Annotated in this window: 23 protein-coding genes; 17 read left to right on the top strand and 6 right to left on the bottom strand. The window is 63.0% G+C overall.

Going from position 1 to position 21324, the window contains the following annotated elements:
- Positions 1-76 precede the first annotated feature (76 nt).
- The 9 genes from B5X78_RS06220 (at position 77) to B5X78_RS06180 (ending at position 10514) form a co-directional block, all read left to right on the top strand.
- On the top strand, positions 77-2719 hold the full coding sequence (locus B5X78_RS06220; RefSeq protein ID WP_176140784.1) for a tape measure protein: 2643 nt from the start codon (positions 77-79) through the stop codon (positions 2717-2719).
- On the top strand, positions 2716-3894 hold the full coding sequence (locus tag B5X78_RS06215) for a hypothetical protein (protein WP_079723559.1): 1179 nt from the start codon (positions 2716-2718) through the stop codon (positions 3892-3894). Before B5X78_RS06220 ends, B5X78_RS06215 begins: the two co-directional genes overlap by 4 nt.
- Entirely contained in the window at positions 3884-4735 is an 852-nt protein-coding gene (locus B5X78_RS06210) for a phage BR0599 family protein (protein ID WP_079723558.1), read from the top strand. Before B5X78_RS06215 ends, B5X78_RS06210 begins: the two co-directional genes overlap by 11 nt.
- The gene (locus tag B5X78_RS06205) at positions 4732-5295 is read left to right on the top strand and encodes a hypothetical protein (protein WP_217698640.1); all 564 of its coding nucleotides are present in this window, start codon (positions 4732-4734) and stop codon (positions 5293-5295) included. The genes B5X78_RS06210 and B5X78_RS06205 overlap by 4 nt, the downstream gene beginning before the upstream one ends.
- On the top strand, positions 5270-5515 hold the full coding sequence (locus B5X78_RS06200) for a hypothetical protein (RefSeq protein ID WP_079723556.1): 246 nt from the start codon (positions 5270-5272) through the stop codon (positions 5513-5515). Before B5X78_RS06205 ends, B5X78_RS06200 begins: the two co-directional genes overlap by 26 nt.
- A complete protein-coding gene (locus tag B5X78_RS06195) occupies positions 5505-8678 on the top strand; it encodes a DUF7483 domain-containing protein (protein ID WP_079723555.1) in 3174 nt (1057 codons plus the stop codon). The genes B5X78_RS06200 and B5X78_RS06195 overlap by 11 nt, the downstream gene beginning before the upstream one ends.
- A gap of 5 nt (positions 8679-8683) precedes the next feature.
- Positions 8684-9610: a hypothetical protein gene (locus B5X78_RS06190; protein WP_079723554.1), complete on the top strand. Its 927-nt coding sequence runs from the start codon at positions 8684-8686 to the stop codon at positions 9608-9610.
- Positions 9607-10227, top strand: a complete 621-nt coding sequence (locus B5X78_RS06185; RefSeq protein ID WP_176140783.1) for an SPRY domain-containing protein — start codon at positions 9607-9609, stop codon at positions 10225-10227. Before B5X78_RS06190 ends, B5X78_RS06185 begins: the two co-directional genes overlap by 4 nt.
- Before the next feature lie 104 nt (positions 10228-10331).
- Positions 10332-10514, top strand: a complete 183-nt coding sequence (locus B5X78_RS06180; protein ID WP_079724453.1) for a DUF3606 domain-containing protein — start codon at positions 10332-10334, stop codon at positions 10512-10514.
- Between the two features lie 28 nt (positions 10515-10542).
- Here the strand turns inward: B5X78_RS06180 and B5X78_RS06175 are convergent, their stop codons facing one another.
- The 4 genes from B5X78_RS06175 to B5X78_RS06160 form a co-directional block, all read right to left on the bottom strand.
- Positions 10543-10749, bottom strand: coding sequence for a hypothetical protein (locus tag B5X78_RS06175; protein WP_079723552.1), 207 nt, complete (start codon positions 10747-10749; stop codon positions 10543-10545).
- 108 nt (positions 10750-10857) lie between these two features.
- On the bottom strand, positions 10858-11091 hold the full coding sequence (locus tag B5X78_RS06170) for a hypothetical protein (RefSeq protein WP_079723551.1): 234 nt from the start codon (positions 11089-11091) through the stop codon (positions 10858-10860).
- A 115-nt stretch (positions 11092-11206) separates the two neighbouring features.
- The gene (locus B5X78_RS06165) at positions 11207-11692 is read right to left on the bottom strand and encodes a HEPN domain-containing protein (RefSeq protein ID WP_139381423.1); all 486 of its coding nucleotides are present in this window, start codon (positions 11690-11692) and stop codon (positions 11207-11209) included.
- Between the two features lie 17 nt (positions 11693-11709).
- Positions 11710-11919 (bottom strand): YegP family protein, encoded by a 210-nt coding sequence (locus B5X78_RS06160; RefSeq protein WP_079724452.1) that lies wholly within the window; start codon positions 11917-11919, stop codon positions 11710-11712.
- A gap of 662 nt (positions 11920-12581) precedes the next feature.
- On the opposite strand from B5X78_RS06160, the gene B5X78_RS06155 reads away from it, so the two are divergent.
- The 3 genes from B5X78_RS06155 (at position 12582) to B5X78_RS06150 (ending at position 14491) form a co-directional block, all read left to right on the top strand.
- Positions 12582-13343 carry a TIGR04255 family protein gene (locus tag B5X78_RS06155; protein WP_079723549.1) on the top strand — a complete coding sequence of 254 codons (762 nt, stop codon included), beginning with the start codon at positions 12582-12584 and terminating at the stop codon, positions 13341-13343.
- A gap of 242 nt (positions 13344-13585) precedes the next feature.
- The gene (locus B5X78_RS18735; protein WP_188444687.1) at positions 13586-13810 is read left to right on the top strand and encodes a hypothetical protein; all 225 of its coding nucleotides are present in this window, start codon (positions 13586-13588) and stop codon (positions 13808-13810) included.
- A 3-nt stretch (positions 13811-13813) separates the two neighbouring features.
- Positions 13814-14491 (top strand): HNH endonuclease family protein, encoded by a 678-nt coding sequence (locus tag B5X78_RS06150; protein ID WP_079723548.1) that lies wholly within the window; start codon positions 13814-13816, stop codon positions 14489-14491.
- Between the two features lie 181 nt (positions 14492-14672).
- Here the strand turns inward: B5X78_RS06150 and B5X78_RS06145 are convergent, their stop codons facing one another.
- The gene (locus B5X78_RS06145) at positions 14673-15746 is read right to left on the bottom strand and encodes a site-specific integrase (protein WP_079723547.1); all 1074 of its coding nucleotides are present in this window, start codon (positions 15744-15746) and stop codon (positions 14673-14675) included.
- Between the two features lie 83 nt (positions 15747-15829).
- Here B5X78_RS06145 and dusA point away from each other — a divergent pair, with 83 nt between their 5' ends.
- The 5 genes from dusA (at position 15830) to B5X78_RS06120 (ending at position 20581) form a co-directional block, all read left to right on the top strand.
- The gene (gene dusA / locus B5X78_RS06140) at positions 15830-16864 is read left to right on the top strand and encodes a tRNA dihydrouridine(20/20a) synthase DusA (RefSeq protein ID WP_079723546.1); all 1035 of its coding nucleotides are present in this window, start codon (positions 15830-15832) and stop codon (positions 16862-16864) included.
- A gap of 4 nt (positions 16865-16868) precedes the next feature.
- Positions 16869-17783 carry an arginine deiminase-related protein gene (locus tag B5X78_RS06135; protein ID WP_079723545.1) on the top strand — a complete coding sequence of 305 codons (915 nt, stop codon included), beginning with the start codon at positions 16869-16871 and terminating at the stop codon, positions 17781-17783.
- A 172-nt stretch (positions 17784-17955) separates the two neighbouring features.
- Positions 17956-18381 (top strand): hypothetical protein, encoded by a 426-nt coding sequence (locus B5X78_RS06130; protein WP_217698672.1) that lies wholly within the window; start codon positions 17956-17958, stop codon positions 18379-18381.
- Positions 18382-18446: 65 nt separating this feature from the next.
- Positions 18447-19133 carry a response regulator transcription factor gene (locus B5X78_RS06125; RefSeq protein ID WP_079723543.1) on the top strand — a complete coding sequence of 229 codons (687 nt, stop codon included), beginning with the start codon at positions 18447-18449 and terminating at the stop codon, positions 19131-19133.
- The gene (locus B5X78_RS06120) at positions 19133-20581 is read left to right on the top strand and encodes an ATP-binding protein (RefSeq protein ID WP_079723542.1); all 1449 of its coding nucleotides are present in this window, start codon (positions 19133-19135) and stop codon (positions 20579-20581) included. The genes B5X78_RS06125 and B5X78_RS06120 overlap by 1 nt, the downstream gene beginning before the upstream one ends.
- A gap of 3 nt (positions 20582-20584) precedes the next feature.
- Here B5X78_RS06120 and B5X78_RS06115 read toward each other — a convergent pair whose 3' ends face one another.
- Positions 20585-21316: a M90 family metallopeptidase gene (locus B5X78_RS06115; RefSeq protein WP_079723541.1), complete on the bottom strand. Its 732-nt coding sequence runs from the start codon at positions 21314-21316 to the stop codon at positions 20585-20587.
- Positions 21317-21324 lie beyond the last annotated feature (8 nt).

The raw sequence follows: 21324 nt of genomic DNA, 5'->3' as shown, positions 1-21324 counted from the left end.
TGACCCGCGCGATGCGGGCAACGCAGTACGACGCGAACACCTTCAAATCCTTCCTCGACACCTTGGAGCGCAGAAAGTGAGTACCAATGGCAGCGCCAACCTGCGTGTCCGTGTTTCTGCTGACTTGGCCGATATCAAGCAAGGTCTCGCGCTCTTGCGCGGCGAGTTCGCAAAGGTCAAGAAGGATGCTGCTCAAGCCGCTCCGAATGACAACAGGTGGGCAACAGGCCTTCGCAACATTCGCAACCAGCTCGCAGGCGTTGTATCGGCGTATGCCGCCCTGCGTGGCGTTCGTGTGTACTCGGAGCTTGCAGACCAAGCTGCCAATTTGGCGGCACGGCTGAAGCTGGCCACGAGGAACCAAGAAGAGTTCGAAGGTGCGTATCGTGGCACTTTCGACATCGCACAACGAACTGCAGCCGAATGGGACTCGGTTGTCGGTCTCTACTCCCGCCTGTCACAGTCGACCACACTTGGTCAGCGAGAGATTCTGGGGCTGACTGAGACTATCAGCCAAGCCTTCCAGGTATCCGGCGCCGGACCGCAGGACACTGCCAACGGCATCAGGCAGCTGACGCAGGCGATCGCGGGGGGCACTCTGCGAGCTGAAGAATTCAACTCGATCATCGAGACGAGCCCGCGCATCGTGCAGGCCTTGGCCGACCACTTCGGCATTGCCTTCGGCAAGGTGCGGAGCTTGGTCAACGATGGCAAGGTATCCACTCAGGATTTGATCAATGCCTTGGATAGGGCTGGAGATAGCATTGCCGATGAGTTTGGAAAGCTGCCACTAACCGTATCGCGGGCCATCCAGCAAGTACGCAATGCGCTAATCGGGCTCGTCGGCGGCACTGATGAGGCCACAGGCGCGTCCAAAGGTCTGGCGAAGGCTATCAGCGATCTCGCCACTACTCTGCAATCTCCTGGCGTTCGCGAAGGATTCTCTGCTTTCGTGCAGGGTGTCTCAAACGCGATTTCGGTCCTGTTGCGGCTCGGGTCCACTGCTGCCAGCGTTAGTAAGTTTGTCGGAGAGGAATTCGCAGCGCGCTTCGGCGGTCCCGCACTGGAAGACACCATTCGGATCGAAGAGCGTCTTCAACGCCTCCGGAAAACCATGGACGTCGTGCGCAAAGCCAACTCGGACACGGCTTGGAATCTTGTCAGGAAGGGTGACTCGCTGCTAAGCGCAAGCGAACTGACGCCGGGCGACCTCTTCAGCAAGCGTGAGACTGTGCTTCGCCGGCTCCAAGGAGAGATCGACAAGGAGAACGCGAAGCTGCGAACAGGCGCGTCTCTGCGTGGGCGGTCGGTGGCGGCGGAGGAAGCTACCGCGCAAGCGACGGAGAAGACGACCGCCGCCGTCGCCGCTGGCGGGGCGAAGGTCAAGCAGATTGCCGAGTCTAACGCACTGTTACAGGACGAACTGCGCCGATCACTGGCCGAGGTTGAGCGCCTCTACGCGGAGCACCAAATTGGTATCGAGGAGTATTTCCGGCGCCGGAAGGGTGTGCAGGAACAAGCGATAGATGCGCAAATCCAACAGACCAGGAACGAACTGGCCGTGGCGACTGATCTGGGCTCCCGGAGGAACCTGGAGGAACAGATCATCGTATTGCAGCGCGACCGGGCGGAGGCTGGTGAAACTGCCGCTCGCGAGCAGGCCGAAGCGGAAAAGGATCTTGCTCGTCACGTGGAGAGCGTTCGCAGTCGCCTCGCCGCCCTGAACGGCGATGCGGCCGAGGCGAGGCGGAAACAACTTGAAGATGAGTTCCGCGACCAAAAGGCGCTGCTCCTTGCAAACGGTAATACGGAAGCCGTGGCCGAAATTGATCTGTATATCAACACCGAGGTAGCCAAGGCACAACTTGAGCAGTTTCGCGAGGAAGCGAGCAAGATCCTTGGAAACTTGCAGGGTGGGGAGTCGTCGATTTCGTCACAAATGGAAGCCGGCGCGCTTGGCATGGGCGAAGGTGAGCGTCGGTTGTTGGATCTACGAAAGCAATCCCTTGGCCAGCTGCGATCTTTGCGGGACGCAGTGACGGATTTCTATGCCAAGACAAAGGATCCATCCGTCCTTGCATTCCTGACTCAGTTGGACGGCAACATCGCCGACGTGGGTAGTTCGATGCAAAATTTTCGCCAGGACATCGAAGACATCGGCTCCAGTGCTTTTGTTTCAGCCATCGATGACCTGATCGAAGGAACAAAGTCCTTCAAGGATGCCTTCCAAGACATGGTTCGTAGCTTCGCCGCTGGTGTGGCGAAGATGATTGCGCAGGAACTGGCACTTCGCGCCATCAGGTCGGCATTGTCGGCATTCGGAAGTGGAGCGGGTGGGGGTGGGGCATCGGTGCCAGCAGCCCATCGCGGTGGCATTGTCGGTGCTCTGCAGATGGCCCGGCACAACATCAACCCCTTGGTGTTCGGTCAGGCTCCTCACTATCACGGCGGCGGTGTAGCCGGCCTCACCGGTCTTGCCAACGATGAGGTGGCGGCCGTGCTTCGCCGCGGCGAAACCGTGCGCACCGAGCAGCAGGAAGCTGCTCTGTCCGCGCGCTTGGACAGCGCGCAAGGCGGCCGGCCGGGCTTGGTCACGACGCCCATCGTGGCCATTGGTGAGTCGGCGATCGCGGACGCCATGTCCAGCGCCGCCGGCACCAACGTGATTCTGACCGTGGTCAAGGAGAACTGGGAAGGCCTGAGCCGAGGTGCGCAGTGACCGACCCCGTAGCCTGGACGTTTGCCACCGGCGGCGAAGTCAGCGAGCAACTGGATTGGTTGACGGACACCCTGGCTGCCGCCACCGGACCGATCCAGACGCGCCGCCTGCGCGAGGCGCCGCTGGTCACGCTGGCGTTCAGCGGCCTGGAAGCAACGACCCGTCGTCGGTGGCTGGAAGCCCAGCTGTGGCACGTGGGTGCCGGTCCCTGGCTCGCGCCGCTGGTGATGGACGCACAGGCCTTGGCAGCGCCACTGGCAAGTGGAAGCGCCACAGTGCCGGCTGACACGGCCCATGCGCGCTTTGTGGCGGACGGACAGGCGCTGCTGTGCGGTGACAACCCGCGCGATTTCGAAGTGCTGTCCATCGAGTCCGTGGGTGATGGCGAGCTGCTGTTGGCGGAGGAGACGGCGCGTACCTGGCCGGCCGGCACGCGCCTGTCACCCCTGCGCCTGGCCACGCTGGATGGCCAGCCCTTGTTGGGCCGATTCACCAGCGATCACACGGATGTCTACCAGGTGCGCTTTCGCCTGCAGGCGCCGCTGGAGTCGCCGGCCGACTTTGGGCCCACGACCTACCGGTCCTTGCCGGTGCTGGACCGCCGACCGGTGTGGACGTCGGATCCGCGCTGGTCGCCGGAGCGCACCCTGACGACCGCCGATCATGATGCCGCGCCCGCGCAGGTCTTTGACCTGGTGGGTGCGGCCACGCCGCGCGTGGTGCTGCAGTTCGCCCTGGTGGGCATGGCAGAGGTCCAGGCATTCCGCGGGCTGCTCTACGCGATGGCAGGGCGCTGGTCGCCGGCGTGGGTGCCGACGTGGGCCTCTGACCTGCGCGTGGTGGCCACCGTCGCCGATGGCGCCACCACGCTGGATGTCGAAGGTCCGCTCATGTCGGAGCACGCCCTGACCAGCAACCGCCGCGACATCCGCATAGAACTGGCTGACGGTACTGTCCACTACCGCCGCATCACCGCTGCTGTCCTGCAATCGCCCACTGCGGACCGGCTGACCCTGGATACGCCCATCGCCTCGGGGTTTGCGGCCAACCAGGTGGCGCTGGTGTCATTCCTGACACTCTGCCGACAGGAGAGCGACATCAACGTCCTGCGGCATTTCGACCACGCCACGGTGCAGTGCGAGCTGGTGCTCAAGGGGGAAGTCCATGCCCTTTGACGTGCTCGAACGCAGCCGCTGGGGTGCCCGGCCGACACACCTTTTCATCTTCCAGCGGCAGATGCAGATCACGCGTTTCGCCAATGCCGAGCGTCCGATCGTGCTCGGCGGCGAGACGTTTGCCGCCGCCGGCATCACACGCAGCAACCTGCGCGACAGCACCGAGTCGTTGAAAAACAACATCACGATCCGGTTCCCGTACCTGCTGCTGACACCGCCGGACGGAGTCTACCCGCCCACGCAAGGGTTGGGCGACATCTGGCGGCCGTATCCGCCCAGCGATCGCATTTTCGTCAGTTGTCTGGCCTACCACCGCGGGGATTCGGATGCGGCCATCGAGTGGACCGGCCGCGTCATCGGGCCGGAGTTCACCGACGCCGAGTGCGTACTGACGTGCGAGCCCAGCAACTCCACGGGCCGGCGCAGCGGCCAGCAGAAGCGCTGGCAGCGTGCCTGCTGGAAGCAGCTCTATTCGCAGGGCGATGGCATGTGCAACGTCGACCAGGCGCTGCACGCCATCCCGGCCACGCTGACGGGCGTGGAGGGGCTCACGCTGCGATCGCCATCGTTCGTCCTGCCGGCCGGCAACCTGGCCGGCGGCATGTGGGTCTGGACGCGGGAGGATGGCCTGCAGGACTACCGCACCATCGAAGCCCACAACGGCGACAGCATCGTGGTCAGCTACGGCGCCACGGACTTCGCTCCGGGCCTGGCCGGCGACGCCTTCCCCGGCTGCGCGCATGACTGGGAGGCCTGCGAGGACTTCGACAACACCGACAACTTCGGCGGTGCCGTGTACCTGCCCATCAAGAATCCGATGGGAGGCAGCCCCGTATGGTGAGGCGCCTGCATCGCTGGAGCTGGTTGCTGCGCTACTGGGTGCTGGACAAGTACCACGAACGCTTGCGGCTGGCGGTCTTCTTCGCGGCATCGGCGTTGACGGTGGCACTGGTCGCTTCGCTGGCATGGTCGATGCGCGAGGCCGCGGCCCATCCGCCGGTGGTCACCGCCGATGGCGGCGCGACCATCATCATCCAGATCATCTTGTTCGTGATCTCGCTGGCCATCAGTTATGCCATGCGGCCCAAGACCGAGCAGATGAAGCCACAGGAAGGCTCCATTCCCCAGGTCGAAGACGGCAAGGCCATGCGCCGGCCTTACGGCACGGTGTGGTGCGACGACTCCACGATTCTGGCGTGGCGAAACCTGGGCACCGAGCCAATCAAGAGCAAGGGCGGCAAGAAATGGAAGCCGGGCCTGCTGCCGGGCACCACGAACCCGATTGAGTCCTGGTTGGATGACAAATGGAATGTTTCCGGCCTGGCCGACGTCGACGACCCGCTGGGCGGCGGTAACCACTATCCCGACGATGACGATGACTTCGATCCCGACAGCCCCTGACGTGCGCGTGACGGCCGCGCACCTGCGCAGCATCCCGCATTACACGACCCGCCGCGGCTTCTGCGTCAGCGGCGCGCGCGCGTGGTTCCAGCGCCACGGGCTGGATTTTCGTGCCTTCGTGCGCGACGGCATCCCTGCGTCGCAGCTGGAAGCCACCGGCTGCGGCCTGGGCGCCGCGCTGGCCAACTGGGCCCGCCAGGAGGTCGCGCATGGGCGGTAAGAGCAAAGCCCAAACCATCGGCTACTGGTACCGCCCGGGCATCCACTTCGGCCTGTGGGGTGCCGAGCTCGATGCGTTCCTCGAGTTCCGCGGCGGTGATCGCACGGCCTGGAAAGGCATGGCCACCGAGAGCGGGCAGATCTACATCAATGCCCTGAACCTGTGGGGCGGCGAGGCCTCCGAGGGCGGCATCGCCGGCTATTGCGATCTGATGCTGGGTGAAGCCGACCAGCAGCCCAATGCCTGGCTGGCCCAGACCTTTGGCGATAAGCAACCTGCCTGGCGCGCGGTATCGACGCTGGTGTTCAAGGGTGGTCGCTACGGCGCCATGAACCCATACCCCAAGCCGGCGTCATTCAAAGGCCGGCGCATCCTGAAGGGCTGGGACGATGACATCGCGTGGTATCCGGAGACTGCGCAGATCCTCATGGCCGAGGGCTTTCCTGCGCCGCTGCTGGACCAGGTGTACGCGACGACCACGTATGAGGGTGATGGCGCGGCCTCGCGCCTGATTCCCAGCATCGATCTTTCCGCCGGCGGCATTTCGTGGATCAAACGGCGGGACGCGAACGGCACCCACGCCGTGCAGTTTTCGGTCAAGGGCGAAGCTCCGCGCCAGTTGAATTCCTCGACCACCAACGTGGCCAGCCCGGCTGCGTCCACCTTCGGCGTGCAAGGTACGACGTTGACCAACGCGGCCATGAACGTGGCCAGTGCCACGTACGTCAACTGGGCTTTCCAGAAGACCCCGCGCTTCCTGGACATCGTGGAGTACACCGGTACCGGCGCCGTCCAGGTTGTCCCGCACAACGTGCAGGCCCCGGTTGGCCTGATGATGATCAAGTCGCTCGATGCGAGCGAGAGCTGGTCCTGCTACCACCGCGATCTCGGGCCCGGGGCGCGTTTGACGCTCAATGGACCGGGTGACGTCAACACGGGCACGCAGTACTGGAACAACACCAATCCCACCGAGCAAGCCTTTACGGTGGGCGTGGGGCCGAGCGCGCCCAACGCGTTGGGCGTGCACTATGTCGCCTTCGTGTTCGCGCATGACGCGGCCAACGAGGGCATCATCAAAGCGTTCTCGTACGTCGGTACCACGGCGACGCCCTTCAACGTCACCATCGGGCAGCAACCGGAGATGCTGCTGACGTTCTCGGCGAACGAACTGCATCAGCGCATGATCTTCGATCAGGTCCGGCAGCCGAGCTACAGCGGATTCGAGAAAATCCTTCGACCCAGCACGGATGGTTCCGAGACCAGTTCGGCGCCCGATTTCTTCGAGCTGTCAGCCGGCGGCATCACCTTCCTGGTGTCGGGCCATGTTCCGAACGTCAACAACACCCCGGTCTATGCGTTGTCGGTCGGCCACGGACAGTTGCCGGCCTATGGCGAGGCCGATTTGCTGGGCATGAATCCTGCCCACATGATCTACGACAGCCTGGTGTCCCAGAGCATGCAAGGCGAGCCGCCGGCGAGCATTCACCAGGGCAGCTTCCGTTCCGCGGCCTACCGCCTGTACCGGGAGCGCTTTGGGCTGTGCACCGAGTACGACCCTGACGCGGAAACCGTCGAGCAGTTCCGGCAGCGCATCTGCAACGTGATCGGCGCGCAGTGTTCGCGCAGTCGCGTCGATGGCCTGTGGTACCTGGACCTCATCCGCGCCGACTACAGCCTGGCCGCGCTCCCGATCCTGACCGACGACGACATCCTGGACTTCAAGGAGCAGGGCAGCACGCTGGATGATGCGGTCAACCAGATCAGCGTCAAATGGTTTGATCCGCAGCGCAAGGAAGATCGAACCACGGCGCCGCTGCAGGCCCTGGGCGCCATCATGGCCGCAGGCGGCGTCAACGCGGAAGTGCTCGAGTATCCGGAAATCCCCATCGAGCCGCTGGCGTTGCGGGCTGGCCAGCGCGACCTGTGGGCCAAGTCGCGTCCCCCGCGGCGCTTTGACCTGGTCTGCAGCCGTGCGCCCTACGCGCTGCGCATGGGAACGCGCTTCCGCCTGCAGGCGCCGCGCCGCGGCATTGGCGACATGGTCTGCATGGTCGGTGACATTGACGCCGGCACCCTGCGCTCCGGCGCGGTGCGCATGGTGGCGCTGCAGGACTTCTACAGCATGCCGGCCACCACCTACATTCGGCCCCAGGTACCGGGCGAGGAACCGGACGAAGCCCCGCAAGGCGCACCCCAGCAACGCCTGGTGGAGCTGCCGTATGTCGAACTGGCCGCGACGATGTCCCACGCGGACCTGGAGGCCATGCCTGATGGCGTTGGCTATGTCGGCGCGATCGCCACGGCTCCGCGGGTGGGCACCAACTTCGCGCTCTACACCAAGGCCGAAGGCGAGGAGTACGGCGAGGGCACCATTGGCAACTGGGCGCCGGCGGCGACCTTCGAGGATGACGCCGGGCTCACGACGACGGTCCTGCAGGTGGCTGGCCAGTCCGGCCTGTCGCGCGCCGCCATCGGCAGCCGTGTGTTGTGGGAACGGGAAGAGTGCCGCCTGGACGCGCAGGACACCGAAGCCGGCACGGTCACCCTGGCGCGCGGCTGTGCCGACACCGCTCCGGTGCCGCACGCGCCCGGCACGGTGGCCTACTTCTACGAGGATGCGCACGCGGTGGATGGCCGCGAGTATGCGGACGGCGAGGTGGTCACGGCCAAGCTGCTGACCCGCACGGCCAGCCAGGTACAAGACCCTGACGAAGCCCCGACTCTGACGCTGGGCATCGTCGCACGCCCGTTCAGGCCCTATCTGCCAGGGCGGCTGCGCATCAATGACGAGATCCTGCCCGAGTACCTGTTTGGGGCCATCACCGTCAGCTGGCAACACCGTGATCGCCTCCTGCAGGCGGATCAGCTGGTAGAGCATGAAGCCATGGGCCCGGTGGCGCCGGAGCCTGGCACGACTTACACCGTGCGCTGGTACATCGACGGCGTCCTTGATCACACCGACAGCGGCGTTTCCGGCCTCTCGACCACGTACACAGCCAGTGCCGATGGGCGGCTGCGCATCGAGGTGGAGGCGGTCCGCGATGGCGAAACCAGCTACCAGATGCACGTGCGCGAACTGCACTACACCGTTGTGGAGCGCGACATCCTGACGCTCAACAATGAAATCCAAACCCTTTCTTCCGATCCGATTTACATGGAGTAGCCGCAATGGCCGAACTTTCCACCATGCCCAAGACCACGACCCGCTTGACCGGGCGTGAGCTGCTTCCGTCCTTGCAGGGCAGTGCTGCCATCGGCGTCATGCTCGCCGAAATCGGCGAGGTTCCGCGCGGTGCCATCTTGGTGCGGCGGGCGAACTATGTGGCCGATACGGCCAGCACGTCCGCGGGTGACCCGGGCGCCGGCAACCTGCGCTGGAATCACGCCACGCACGCCTCCGCGACTCACCTGTACATCGATGACAGCGATGCGGACGCGCACGATCTGTCGGCCTTGTGGGCCACCCTGGTCGCCGGTGGCTGGGTCTACCTGTGGAAGGCCGATAACCTGGATGTGTTCGAGGTCTGGAAGGTGTCCGCGGTGACGGATGCAGCCGGTTACCTGGACCTGACCGTGATCTGGGAAGCCGGGGCCGGCGCGATCGCCGATGACACACCCCTCATCCTGACCATCCAGCAACCGGCCACCGCCGGCGCCGGCGTCGTCACCGGGCCGGTCAGCAGCACGGACAACTCACTGCCACGCTTTGATGGCACCAGTGGCAACACGCTGCAGGGGAGCGGCGTCACGGTGACGGACTCGGATGAGCTGGCCGGCTACAAAGCGAATGTGAATGTGCAGACCGGCACCACTTATACGCTGCAGGCGTCGGACTGCGGCAAGGTGGTTGAATTCACCAACAGCAGCGCCGTCACGGTGACTTTGCCCAACAACCTGGCGGCGCACTTCACCTGCTCCATCGTGCAGGCCGGTTCCGGGCAGGTCACCCTTAGTGCGGCGTCCGGCGCCACGCTGCGCAACCGCCAGTCGCACACGAAGACGGCCGGGCAGTGGGGATGGCTCTCGACGTATGTGCGCGCCAACAGCGGCGGCAGCGCCGCGGAGTACGTGATGTCCGGAGACAGCGCGTCATGATGTTGCTTCCGGCTGGCATGGGCGCGGTCAAGCCCGCTGCCATCAGTGGTGGAGTGGGCTCTGGCTTTACGGCCACGAACCTGGGCTCGAATGTCGTCCTGAGCAACGGGAACCGCACTGCCGCATTCGACACCACCGCAACGACGCGCCGCGCGCACGGGTCCCAGGTACGGAGCACGACCGGCAAGTACTACTTCGAGTTCCTGGTGGACCTGGGTTCCGGGGCAACGCTGTACCGGCCGGCCCTTGGCATCTCGGGCGGTGCCACTGCCATCACCAACCTGGGGGGCCTGGCAGGCGACTATGGCTACCTCAGCAACGGCGAAAAGCGCGGGAACGCTGGGTCCAGCTCGTCCTTCGGCGCGTCCTTCACCACGGGCGACATCATTGGCGTGGCCGTCGATTTTGCGGCCGGCCAGATCTGGTATGCCAAGAACAACGTGTGGCAAGGTGGCGGCAATCCTGCTGCGGGAACGAGCCCGGCGTTTAGCGGTGTGGCTGGGAACAAGCAGCCTACCGCGATGGTCACCTCATCCATGACGGCACAGGTGACCATTCGCACCGACACGGGCTCGCAATCGTATGCACCACCGGCTGGCTTCGTTCCTTGGGGGTAGCGACACGCGCTCGAAAGTGAATTGAAGGGGTGGGGCGCGCATAGACGCGCCCTCCACAATGCTTGGCCTATCACTACGTCCTGACCCACTCCCTGGAGGAAACCATGTCCGACGATCTGACCAAGCGCGGCGAACCGGACCGCAGCCGCATCGCGTTGGGTGAAGAACACGAAGTGCGCTACTGGACCAAAAAATTCGGGATCACCGAAGAGAGGCTGCAGGCGGCGGTGAAGGCTGTGGGCAATTCCGCTCAGAACGTGGAAGCCTGGCTCGACCGCAATAAGTGAGTCGCCGCGCGCGCGATGCAGCCGCGACTTACAGCCCTGACGTCATCTGCAAGGCCTCGGCGCCCAGGCGCACCTGCCGCTCTTCTTCCGGCGTCAGTCCGTAGGTCCGCGCCCGGACTTCGCCGGCGAACACCTGGTAGACATCCTCGAGGGGATAAGTCTCGCGGATCTCGCCCAATCGCACAGACAGGATGTCCAGCAGTGCATCGGATTTCGGGTGCAGCGTGGCATGCATGGGCGCACTGTGCCACCGAATCGGAATGAGTGGCCACCGGCAATGCCGCGGCACGACCGGTGGTCGCGGGGTTTCGGTGGAGTTGCGCGGTATCGGCTGGGAGACCCGCTACTTCGTCAACGCGGACCAGTCTGGAGGCACGACACCTTCCCGCAACAGCGTGGCCATCACTTCCTTGTAGATCTCGCCGCAGACATCCTCGTCGTGTCCCTCGAACAATGGCGCCCACGCATGCTCCAAGCGCTCAAGCAGTTTGTCGCCGGCCAGGGCCTCTTCCCTGATGGAGGTGATCCCCTTGAGGAAGTGCTCCCAATCGTCTGCGTCGAACAGGTCTGGTCTCATGGCCGAACTATCCCACCCGTGGCGCTGCTTTGCACCTGCCCCAGTGCCAGCCCGGCACCCTCGCCAAGCGAAGTGCCGACTGCCGTGGCTGACAACGTCAGCAGCCGACCGCGCCCTAGAACCGTCCCTTTTGTTCAATACGCACCGATGCGGCGATCTTGCCTATTCGCTGGCGCAACAAATAGTCGTGCAGACCATCCGTCAAAAGCGCGGCAGCTCGTTGACTGAATGACCAGTTCGGCAAGGTTCGGAAGCCGGTAACGATGTAGCGAAGCTCATGCGTAATGTATGCGTCGCCGAGAACGCGAATCGTTGAAAGGTCGAACTCTTGTAGCGGGACCAGTCGGTCGATGCGTTTTTGGAGCGCGGCATCAAGCAGCTTTCGCAGGTCGTGACCATACGAAAATCTCAGATCGCGAAGGCTGGCGCCCCGCGCCAATAAGTACGCTTTGAGCGAGAGCTCGATAGATTGCCCAAGTAGCATGTACAAGGGAGGCACTAACTCATCGTTGCGATTTTCCTCAACGATTCGAGCTGCTCTCAAATACTCATGCGCGTATCTCAGCATGCCGAACGGCGAGGTCACGCCGGGATGGTTCACTGGGGTTTCCGGGCCAGCTATGCTTCCCACTTCTGATCCACCACATTCCAGATGCCGGCCCCGGTGGCTACAGAGGCGACGAGTCGCGCTCCGTGGATGCAGTTTGCTTTCGTGGTATAGGCTTCAGCACTGTCTGCAATGATCTTGCCGTTGGCCGCGTGAAGCCGCCAACGCCACTCGCCAGTTCTGTCCTTATACAACGCAAACTGTTTCGGAATCTCAGCCATGGTCGCCTCGGTTGAAGGGCAGATCACCTGCCGGTGCGCACACCCTACATCCATCCCTTCGCAAGCGGTTGCAGGTAAGCCTGTGGATAACCGGTTGGCAATTTGAGCCGCCATCCATCTGCCTCAACCTTTTCACCTAGCCGCCCTCCCCGTGGGGGAATAGGCTATTCGGCATGCTCCCGCTAGGCTTCAATTGGACCCGCCACATCGACGGCCCGGCCCTTCGGGTGGGTGAGCATCTGGTGGCCTCGGCTACGCCTGCTAACAACGATTCCGGCGCCCCCTGGCGCATCTGCTTCCCGTATAGCGGTCCGCGGTATCACTTCGTGGCCAGCGAAGCGGGCGCCATGGCTTATATGGAAGCCTGGGCGGGCAAGTGGGAAATGGCGATCCGGGACGCAATCTTGGTTCAAGGACCAGGAAGGGCCGAAGTTCTGTCCAGGTACACGTCAAGAGACGCCAACCCCTCTTGCAATAGGGGGGTAGCCAAGGCCTGCCGAGCCTCTTAGGCGACCGCTGAGGGGCTCAGGCGGACATTCGTCTAAAAGGAGAGGGGGCAGTTGCGCGCAATGAAACGCAATGGCATATAACAACACATTGAGGGAGGCCGTGTAGAATTCACCGATCCCTTGAACCATGGACAATGGGAACCGGATTTGGCCATGAACTCGAAGTCAAAGAGCGCATCTGGAAAGGACTCCACCCCTCAAGGGGCGAGAGAGTACGCCCGAAGCTTCGTCACTCAGATTGTTTGCGAACTCAAGTTCCCAACGATCCTCGAGTTCGGCAATTCCCGGCCCCCTGCTTCCTTCGTCACTGCTCTCCGGAAAAAGTACCCAAACCTCGAAGCAGGTCAGCAAGTCAACATCAGCTTCGGCGGTACGTCTGAGACAACGCAGGCTCACATCTTGCGGGAAGTTCGCGGAGGTTGGCTCGCAACATTGAAACAGAGCTCAGTTTCGATTGAAGGAAACTCCTACGACGGCTATGCCGATTTGCGCAGTCGAGTCGAACAACTGGTAGCAGCAGCTGCTCCAATCATTGATTCGGATATTTGGACACGAGTCGGGCTTCGTTACATCAACACAATCTATGGCGATCCGGCGGACGGGTGGGTCAATCGTGATCTTGTTGGCCCGATAGGTCAGGAGCTCCTTCGCCCCGTCAACAGCTTCGGAGGCGCTCTGCAGGTGGGCACGCTTGAAGAGGGTGCACTATTGCGACATCAGCTCGCGCTGGTAACGAATCACCAGGGCGGCGACGTGAGCACCGTCTCCTATGTCATTGACCTCGATGTCTTTCAAGCCGCCGTTTCGGTAACCGATACGTTCGAGGTCTTGGACAAACTTCACGAACGATCTTTCGCGCTCTTTCAGTGGACGCTCGGAGAACGAGCCAAGTCGTACTTGCAGGCAAAGGATTGACTATGTATGACGTAACATTCCCCCCGGAATTAGTCACAAGCATCATGGCGCCTACCTCCGCAGCAGGAAGCAGTCCTCCCTACTTCAGTCAGTTCCTTGTCATGGAAGGGTATGGTGATGTAGGTCGATTGCGCGCCCATTTTTCGGGAAGTTCTCAGCCAGCCGACTCTTCGAATGCGCGTGCAAGCGCGTTGACGAGGAGTGAAGTCCAAACAAGCGAAGCAACGTCAAACTCTGACGAGTTGGCGCTGATCGCTCGCCGCCGCGTAGCGATCCTGGCTGCCCGAAATGGAACGGCAAAACCGTCTGTAGAGATCATCGCGAGACTCGAGCAACTCAATGCGCGCATCAAGCACCACGCACCATTGGTAACCCAAGAGCAAATCAATTACTTGGAAGCAGCCGTGGCAACTCGGGAAGAGTTGGCGGCGAAGCGCAAGGCTAGGGGCGAGCGCTGGGGAATTTGAAAAATGGGCCTCTTCGAGTATCCCGGCACGCGTCACGTGCGGACGCTCCGTCCGCGTAAGTTCAAGAAGTACAGCACGTACAAGAAGTACCTACAAAACGAATTCTCGCGGCTTTGCGTATATTGCCGACAGGCGGATTCGAGCGTGCCCAGCCTAATCTTTTCGGTCGACCACTACCGACCAAAAGGTCTTCCTCAGTTCGCGCACCTTCTTTGCGAGTACTCGAATCTCTACTACTGCTGCGCCAACTGCAACTCGCGTAAAAGCAATGACTGGCCTGCAACTGCTACGTCCAAGCGCGTAGTGAACCCGTGCGACGACGTGATGTCCGAGCACCTTCGGTTCAACTCAAAGAACGGCATGATGCATCCGCACTCTGAGCACGGAGAGCATATGGAAGAGCTATTGCAGCTTAACGACCCTGACCGGGTTGAATTTAGGCGGACCCTGATGTCTGTAGTGAATCGAGTTCAGTTGGACGTGCTTGAACTGAATAACCAGGAAGCGAAGCTGCTCAAGAAGTTTTCGAACAGCCAGATCTCGAAGACAGACTTTGATGACGCGCTTTCGGAAATCGTTGAAGATCGCGAACACCTTCGGCTGTTCATCGCGCGTAGCGTCGGGACGAAACCGTTACCTCCCTTGCCGAAGTCTCGGATGGGCATTCAGCTGCACACGTAAGAAGTGGCGGCGGGCTTTCCGCAAAAAGCAGGGAACGGGCGAAAACGCTGCGGTTTGATAGCACTCAATAAGTTGCGTTTGCGGAATGCATTCATACGTAACATGTGGAAACTCAACGAATCCCGGCGAGACTTTTAATCTTCCTCTGGAGTCGCGCACTCGCCCGAAATCCAGCAGCTTTTCATCGTTCCGGAACTTGTTCGGGTTTCAGGTGCGTATATCTTTTGAGCGTAGTCCAAGACTCGTGAAGCGTGAACTGGGCGACTTCTTGGATGCTATAACCCCGTTCAAATAATCGAGAAGTGGCCTCGTGCCTCAGATCGTGGAAGTGCAGATCTTCAATGCCCAGCAAGCGCGTTGCGCGAGTGAAAGCAGAACCGATTGACTTCGGGTCAAACGGGAAAACCCTCGGGTCTTCCAGAGAAGTGCCGTCCTGGTTAACGATTCTGAGAATTGGCTGAGCATCAATTATCGCCCAAGCATCGCTCAGCAATCGAAAGCGTTTGTGGTTACCGATTTTTTTGCGTGGATGTTTTACATCACGCAATAACGCCACACCGTTGCTCTTATCCAAGTCTGATCGCAAGAGGCGGGTGATCTCCTCCTGTCGGCGTCCCGTCAGCACGGCGAACCTAACGATATCTACCATCGGAATCTTGCCGCGTCGGCCGTCGAAATGGTCCAGCAGCTTAGTTTCTTCGTCGGCCAACATGCGGCGGTCGCGCTGACCGGACTTACCGATGGCGCGATCACTTCTGAGGAACTCAGCGGCGAGCTCGAGCTCCTGCAGGGGCACTGCAATATGCAGAGCAGCGGCGCCGGCCTTGAATACACCTCTCATCCAAATGATGTCGTTGCCGGCAGTTGCGGGCCCAGCCCCATCACGCCGGCGCTGGTCGATGAAATCCACGAAGTCGCGACGCGTCAACGTATCGAGCCAGCGCTCACGAAGTGCGCCGGTACGCAGTCGCTGAAGGTCGGCCTTCTTCGTCCTGCCCCACGGCTCGCCAGAACGCTCGCGTGTCTCGTACCAGGCGACCAGGTCGCCCAGCTTCATGCGCTTGCCAACGGGCCCGCCGCGGGCGCGCTGGGCATCGAGCGCAGCCTCGCGCCGCGTCAGCCATTCCTTGGCCAGGACCTTCGTGTTGAAGGTTTCGGACTCGCTGTGGACGACTTGGCCATCCTGCTTGAGCCTGATCTGCGCGGTGTATCCTGTCGAGCCGTCGGAGCGGCGGCGTGCCGTGATCGTTCCCATCGGTGCTACATGGCCTCGTTTGTAGCACTGAGCGTAGCACTTCACTGGCTCAAAAGCCGAGAATCCACCGGAAACACCACATAATGCAACAAGCTGAAAACACTGATATTTCTGGCGAAGAGGCAGCTGCCGCAAGCATTCCCGGGCCCCTGGCGGTGTCAGTGGCCCCGATGATGGACTGGACCGACTCCCACTGTCGGGTCTTCCATCGCCTGCTGTCACCCCACGCGCGCCTGTATACCGAGATGGTCCATGCGCAGGCGGTGATCCATGGCGATCGCGATCGCCTGCTGGGTTTCAGCGAGGTCGAACATCCGGTGGCCGTGCAGTTGGGTGGCAGCGAGCCGGCGTTGCTGGCGCAGGCCGCGCATATCGCGCAGGAGTGGGGCTACGACGAGGTCAATCTCAACGTCGGCTGCCCGTCGGATCGCGTGCAGGCAGGGCGTTTTGGCGCCTGCCTGATGAAAGAGCCGTCACTGGTCGCCGACAGCGTGGCGGCAATGATCGCCGCGGTGGACATTCCGGTGACGGTGAAATGCCGGCTGGGCGTGGATGAGCTGGAAGACTACGACCGCTTCCGCGCCTTCATCGATACGGTGGCCGCAGCAGGCTGCACCACCTTCTTCGTGCATGCGCGCAAGGCCTGGCTGCAGGGGCTGTCGCCGAAGGAAAACCGCGAGATTCCGCCGCTGCGCTATGAGTGGGTGCATCAGCTCAAACAGGAACTTCCGCAGCTGACCATTGCGATCAATGGCGGCATCGCCACGGTCGAGGGCGTGCGCGAGCAGCTTCGCCATACCGATGGCGTGATGCTCGGTCGTGCCGCGTACCACGAGCCTTATCTGCTGCACGAGCTGGAAGTGGCGTTGTGGGGCGGCGAACTGCAAAGCCGCGAGCAGCTGCTGCGAACGCTGCGACCCTACGTGGAGCATTGCCTGGCGCGCGGCATTGCGCTCAAGCATCTCAGCAAGCATGTGCTGGGACTGTTCCATAGCCAGCCCGGGGGGCGGCTGTTCCGCCAGATCCTGAGCGAGGGCGCGCATCGTCCCGGCGCCGACTGGTCCCTGATCGAGCAGGCGCTGGCGGCGACCACGATGACCGACCGCACGGCGGCGTAATCCCATGCTGACCCGCGATGCGGACGCGTTCCTCGGCTTCGCCCGCCACTGTGCGGCGGACTTCGGCCCGGCCACTGCGCGCGCGGCCTTTCTGGTCAGTCCCGAAGGATTCCAACGCGCCGAGCAGTCGGCCCGGGACAATCGCTACATGGCCGCGGCCGAGCGATTCGATGCGGACGCGGCCCTGGCCGAGCATCGTCAACTGCACTCAGCGCTGGCCCAGGATGTCCCGGTGATCGCCTTTGCCGGCAACCCCGCCACGCCCGATGCGGTGTTCCCCAACAATGTCTTCGCGACCACGCCCGGGCAGCTGATCGTGGGGCGCATGCGTCATCCGGTGCGCCAGCGCGAAGCGGAGCGGCCCGACATCCGGCGTTACTTCACTGACGTCATGGGCTATGCCGAACGTGATCTTTCCGGCCAGCCGCATCCCTGCGAATTGACCGGCTCGCTGGTCATCGACCGGGCACGGGGCCTGGGCTTCTGCGGCCTGTCCGAGCGCTGCGACGAGGCCGGCGCGGCGTTGATGCATGAGGCCTTCGGGCTGCGCGCGACGCTGATGTTCCCGCTCGCGCCGGGCGAGTACCACACCAATGTCCTGCTGGCCGTCCTGGCCGGCCGGGCGGCGCTGATCTGCCCGGCGGGCTTCGCCGATCCGCGCATCCCGGGGGTGATCGCCGAGCTCTACGGGGACCTTGCCGTGAGCTTGAACGTGAATGAGCAAGCTGCGTTTGCCGGCAATGCCATCGCGCTTTCAGAGCGGCGGGTCTGGATGAGCGAAGCGGCCTCGACCGCCCTCACGGCGGGGCATCGCCGGCAACTCCAGGAGGGGGCGGGCTTTGCCGTGGGGTGCGTGCCTTTGGCCGCCCTCGAGCATGGCGGGGGCTCGCTAAGGTGTTGTGTGGCCGAGATTTTCTGAGCGGCAGGAAACCTGAACGGGTCGGCCCAGCTTGTGGATAAGTTCAGACCGGATTCACTGCCGGACGCCAAAACTTTGCCTCCATTGGTCTAGGAAAGGTTTGGGGTTCCGTTCAGTTTGGCAGGCGGATATCCGTTACGATTCTGTTATGCATCGCACACTCTCCACTTTCTTGTCTGCCGGATTCCTGGCCATCGCCTCGGTGGTGGGAGCGGCTGCGTTGCAGGCCCAGGAGTACGGCGGACCCCCGCCGGGTTCGCATGGGCAGCAAGGCCAGGGCGGTTCGTCGCAGGGGCAGGGCCAAGGCAATCGTCCCCGCGCCAACTTCCCGCGTGCCGACTCGCGCGAAAGCAGCCACAACTCGCTCTCCGATTCGGTCCGCCGGGTGCAGCAGCGTGAGCCGGGCGTGCGCGTGCTGAGTGCCGAGCGCGTTCCTTTCGATGGTCGCGACATCAACCGCATCAAATACGTGGATGAGCGGGGACGGGTGCGTTACATGGACGACGCCGGCAATAGCCGCCGCCGCAACGTGCAGCGCAGCGACAGCGATGATTCCGCACCGCCGTCTCCACGTGGCGATAACCCTTCACACCCCTAGTCTTACGTACAATCGTTCGTAGGCCTGAGCGGCGCACTGCCGTTCCGCATTTTCAAGGAGAGTCCATGCGTATCTTGCTGGTCGAAGACGAAGCCCCCCTGCGCGAAACCCTGGCCGCTCGCCTCAAGCGCGAAGGATTCGCCGTCGATGCCGCGCAGGATGGCGAAGAAGGTCTCTACATGGGCCGCGAAGTGCCGTTCGACGTGGGCATCATTGATCTGGGCCTGCCGAAGATGTCGGGCATGGAACTGATCAAGGCCCTGCGCGATGAAGGCAAGAAATTCCCCATCCTGATCCTGACCGCGCGTTCGAGCTGGCAGGACAAGGTGGAAGGCCTGAAGCAGGGCGCCGACGACTATCTGGTCAAACCGTTCCATGTCGAAGAATTGCTGGCCCGCGTCAACGCGCTGCTGCGTCGTGCCGCCGGCTGGAGCAAGCCGACCCTGGAATGCGGCCCCGTGGCATTGGACCTGGCGGCGCAGACGGTCAGCGTCAATGGCAGCAATGTCGATCTGACCAGCTACGAGTACAAGGTGCTCGAGTACCTGATGATGCATGCTGGCGAACTGGTCTCCAAGGCCGATCTGACCGAGCACATCTACCAGCAGGATTTCGATCGCGATTCCAACGTGCTCGAAGTGTTCATTGGCCGCCTGCGCAAGAAGCTGGATCCGGAAAGTGAACTGAAGCCGATTGAGACCGTCCGCGGTCGCGGTTACCGCTTCGCCATTCCGCGCACCAACGAGAGCTGATGGCGTCCGCGGCGGACGCCGGGAAACCGGCTGGACCGACGCGACGCAAGCCCTTTGAAGGCTGGCGCCCGCGCTCGCTGCGCGCGCGCCAGCTGCTCGCTGCGAGTCTGGGCCTGGTCGCGTTCCTGGCGCTGGCCGGCTACGCGCTGGATCGCGCCTTCGTGGCAACCGCGGAAGACAACCTGCGCCAGCGTCTGAAGGCGTATGCGCTCAAGTACACCGACGAGATCGACTTCACCCGCGGCGGCGCGCTGATTCCGCCGTTCGACACGCCGGATCCGCGCTTCGACATGCCCGACAGCGGCCTGTACGCCGAAGTGATCCTGCCCAACGGGCGCTGGGGTTCCAACTCCACGCTCGGCCCGGCCTTGCCCAACTCGCCGATGCTCGGGCCGCTGGAGGAAACCTTCGACGGGCCGGTGCCGTTCCGCCGCGCCGATGGCGGAGAAAGCCAGGTGTACCGCTACGGTGTGGGTTTCATCTGGGCCGAGCGCGGGCCGGAGGCGGAATTTCCCTACAGCATCTACATCCTGGAAGACGCGCAATCGCTCAACGCGCAGATGCGCGTGTTCCGTGGTGCGCTCTGGGTGTACCTGGGCAGCGCCGGCCTGATCCTGCTGTTGCTGCAGATGGCGGTGTTGCGCTGGAGCCTGCATCCGCTGCGCCGCGTGGTCAGCGAACTGACCCGCGTGCAGCGCGGCGAAATCGTGCGCATGAGCGAACGCCATCCGCGTGAGCTGGAGCCGCTGACCGACAGCATCAACGCCTTCATCGAAAGTGAGCGCGAAAACCTGGAGCGCCAGCGCAACACGCTCGCCGATCTGGCGCACAGCCTGAAAACGCCGATTGCCGTGCTGCGCACGCAGCTGGACGCGGGCAGCGACGGTGGCGCCCTGCGCGACGAACTGGACGTGCAGCTCAAGCGCATGAACGGCCTGGTGAGCTATCAGCTGGCGCGTGCGGCCTCCAGTGGCCACAAATTGTTCTCGGCGCCGGTGGTGATCGAGCCGCATGCCGAAGAAATCGTGCGCGGGCTGGAAAAGGTCTACGCCGGCAAGCGCGTGCTGTGCGAGTTTGAAATCGATCCGCGCGCGCGCTTCTACGGCGAGCCGGGTGACCTGCAGGAACTGATGGGCAACCTGCTGGAAAACGCCTTCAAATGGGCGCGCTCGCGGGTGCTGCTGACGGTCAATTCCCTGCCGGCACCGGCCAACCGGCGTGCCGGCTTGTACCTGTCAGTGGAAGACGACGGCCCGGGCATCACCGATGAAAACATCCCGGTGGTGCTGCAGCGTGGCGTGCGCGGCGACGAACGCGTGCACGGCCACGGCATCGGCCTGTCGATCGTGCAGGACATCGTGCGCGACTACCGCGGCGAGTTGCAGGTCAAGCGTTCCGAAGAGCTGGGCGGGGCGCACTTCAGCGTCACCCTGCCGCAAACCCTGTAAGGCTCAGAATTCCGGCGGTGGCCCATAGAAGCGGCGCAGGTGCGCGGCGACTTCCGGCATGGCCTGGCGCAGGCGTTTGGGCGCGGAGAAGTGGTATTCGCTGACCACCGCGAAGAACTCCTCGGGCGCTTCGGCGGCGTAGCTGTCGATGCTCGTGTCCTGGCCGGCGTCCACCGCCTTGCACAACTGCTCATACTCCTGCTGGAAGTCGCGCGCCCACATCCGCAACCAGCGGGCGGGCAATGGCGGCGTGCCATCCAGCTCGCCATCGAGCGCATCAATCTTGTGCGCCATCTCGTGTGCGACCACGCAAAAGCCCGCATCCGGTTCGGCCAGATCGGCCTGCACGTCCGCCCACGACAGAATCAGCGGACCGGCCTCCCACGACTCGCCGGCCAGTTCGTCTTCCCATTCGTGCATGACCCCGGCGGCATCCACGTGCGAACGCTGCACGCGAAAGGCATCGGGATAGACGATCACCTGCGACCAGCCACGCCAGGCGGTGGCGCCCAGATCAATCAGCGGCAGGCAGCACAGCGCGGCCAGGTGCGCGACGTCCTGCTGCTCCAGCGACAGGCCGGCGACCGGGGTGATGGTTTTTTCCTGCAGGAAGCGCTCGCTCAACCGGCGCAGATGCCAGCGACGCAGATCGTCCAGGCCGGCGAACCAGGGAGTATGTGAGCAGAGATGCTGCCAGAGTGCGTCTTCAATGACGGGCGCACGCAGCCGTCGCAATCGTGACC

This window comes from Pseudoxanthomonas indica (assembly GCF_900167565.1).
In the GTDB taxonomy this organism is placed as follows: domain Bacteria; phylum Pseudomonadota; class Gammaproteobacteria; order Xanthomonadales; family Xanthomonadaceae; genus Pseudoxanthomonas_A; species Pseudoxanthomonas_A indica.
This window is presented reverse-complemented; position numbering and strand designations above follow the sequence as displayed.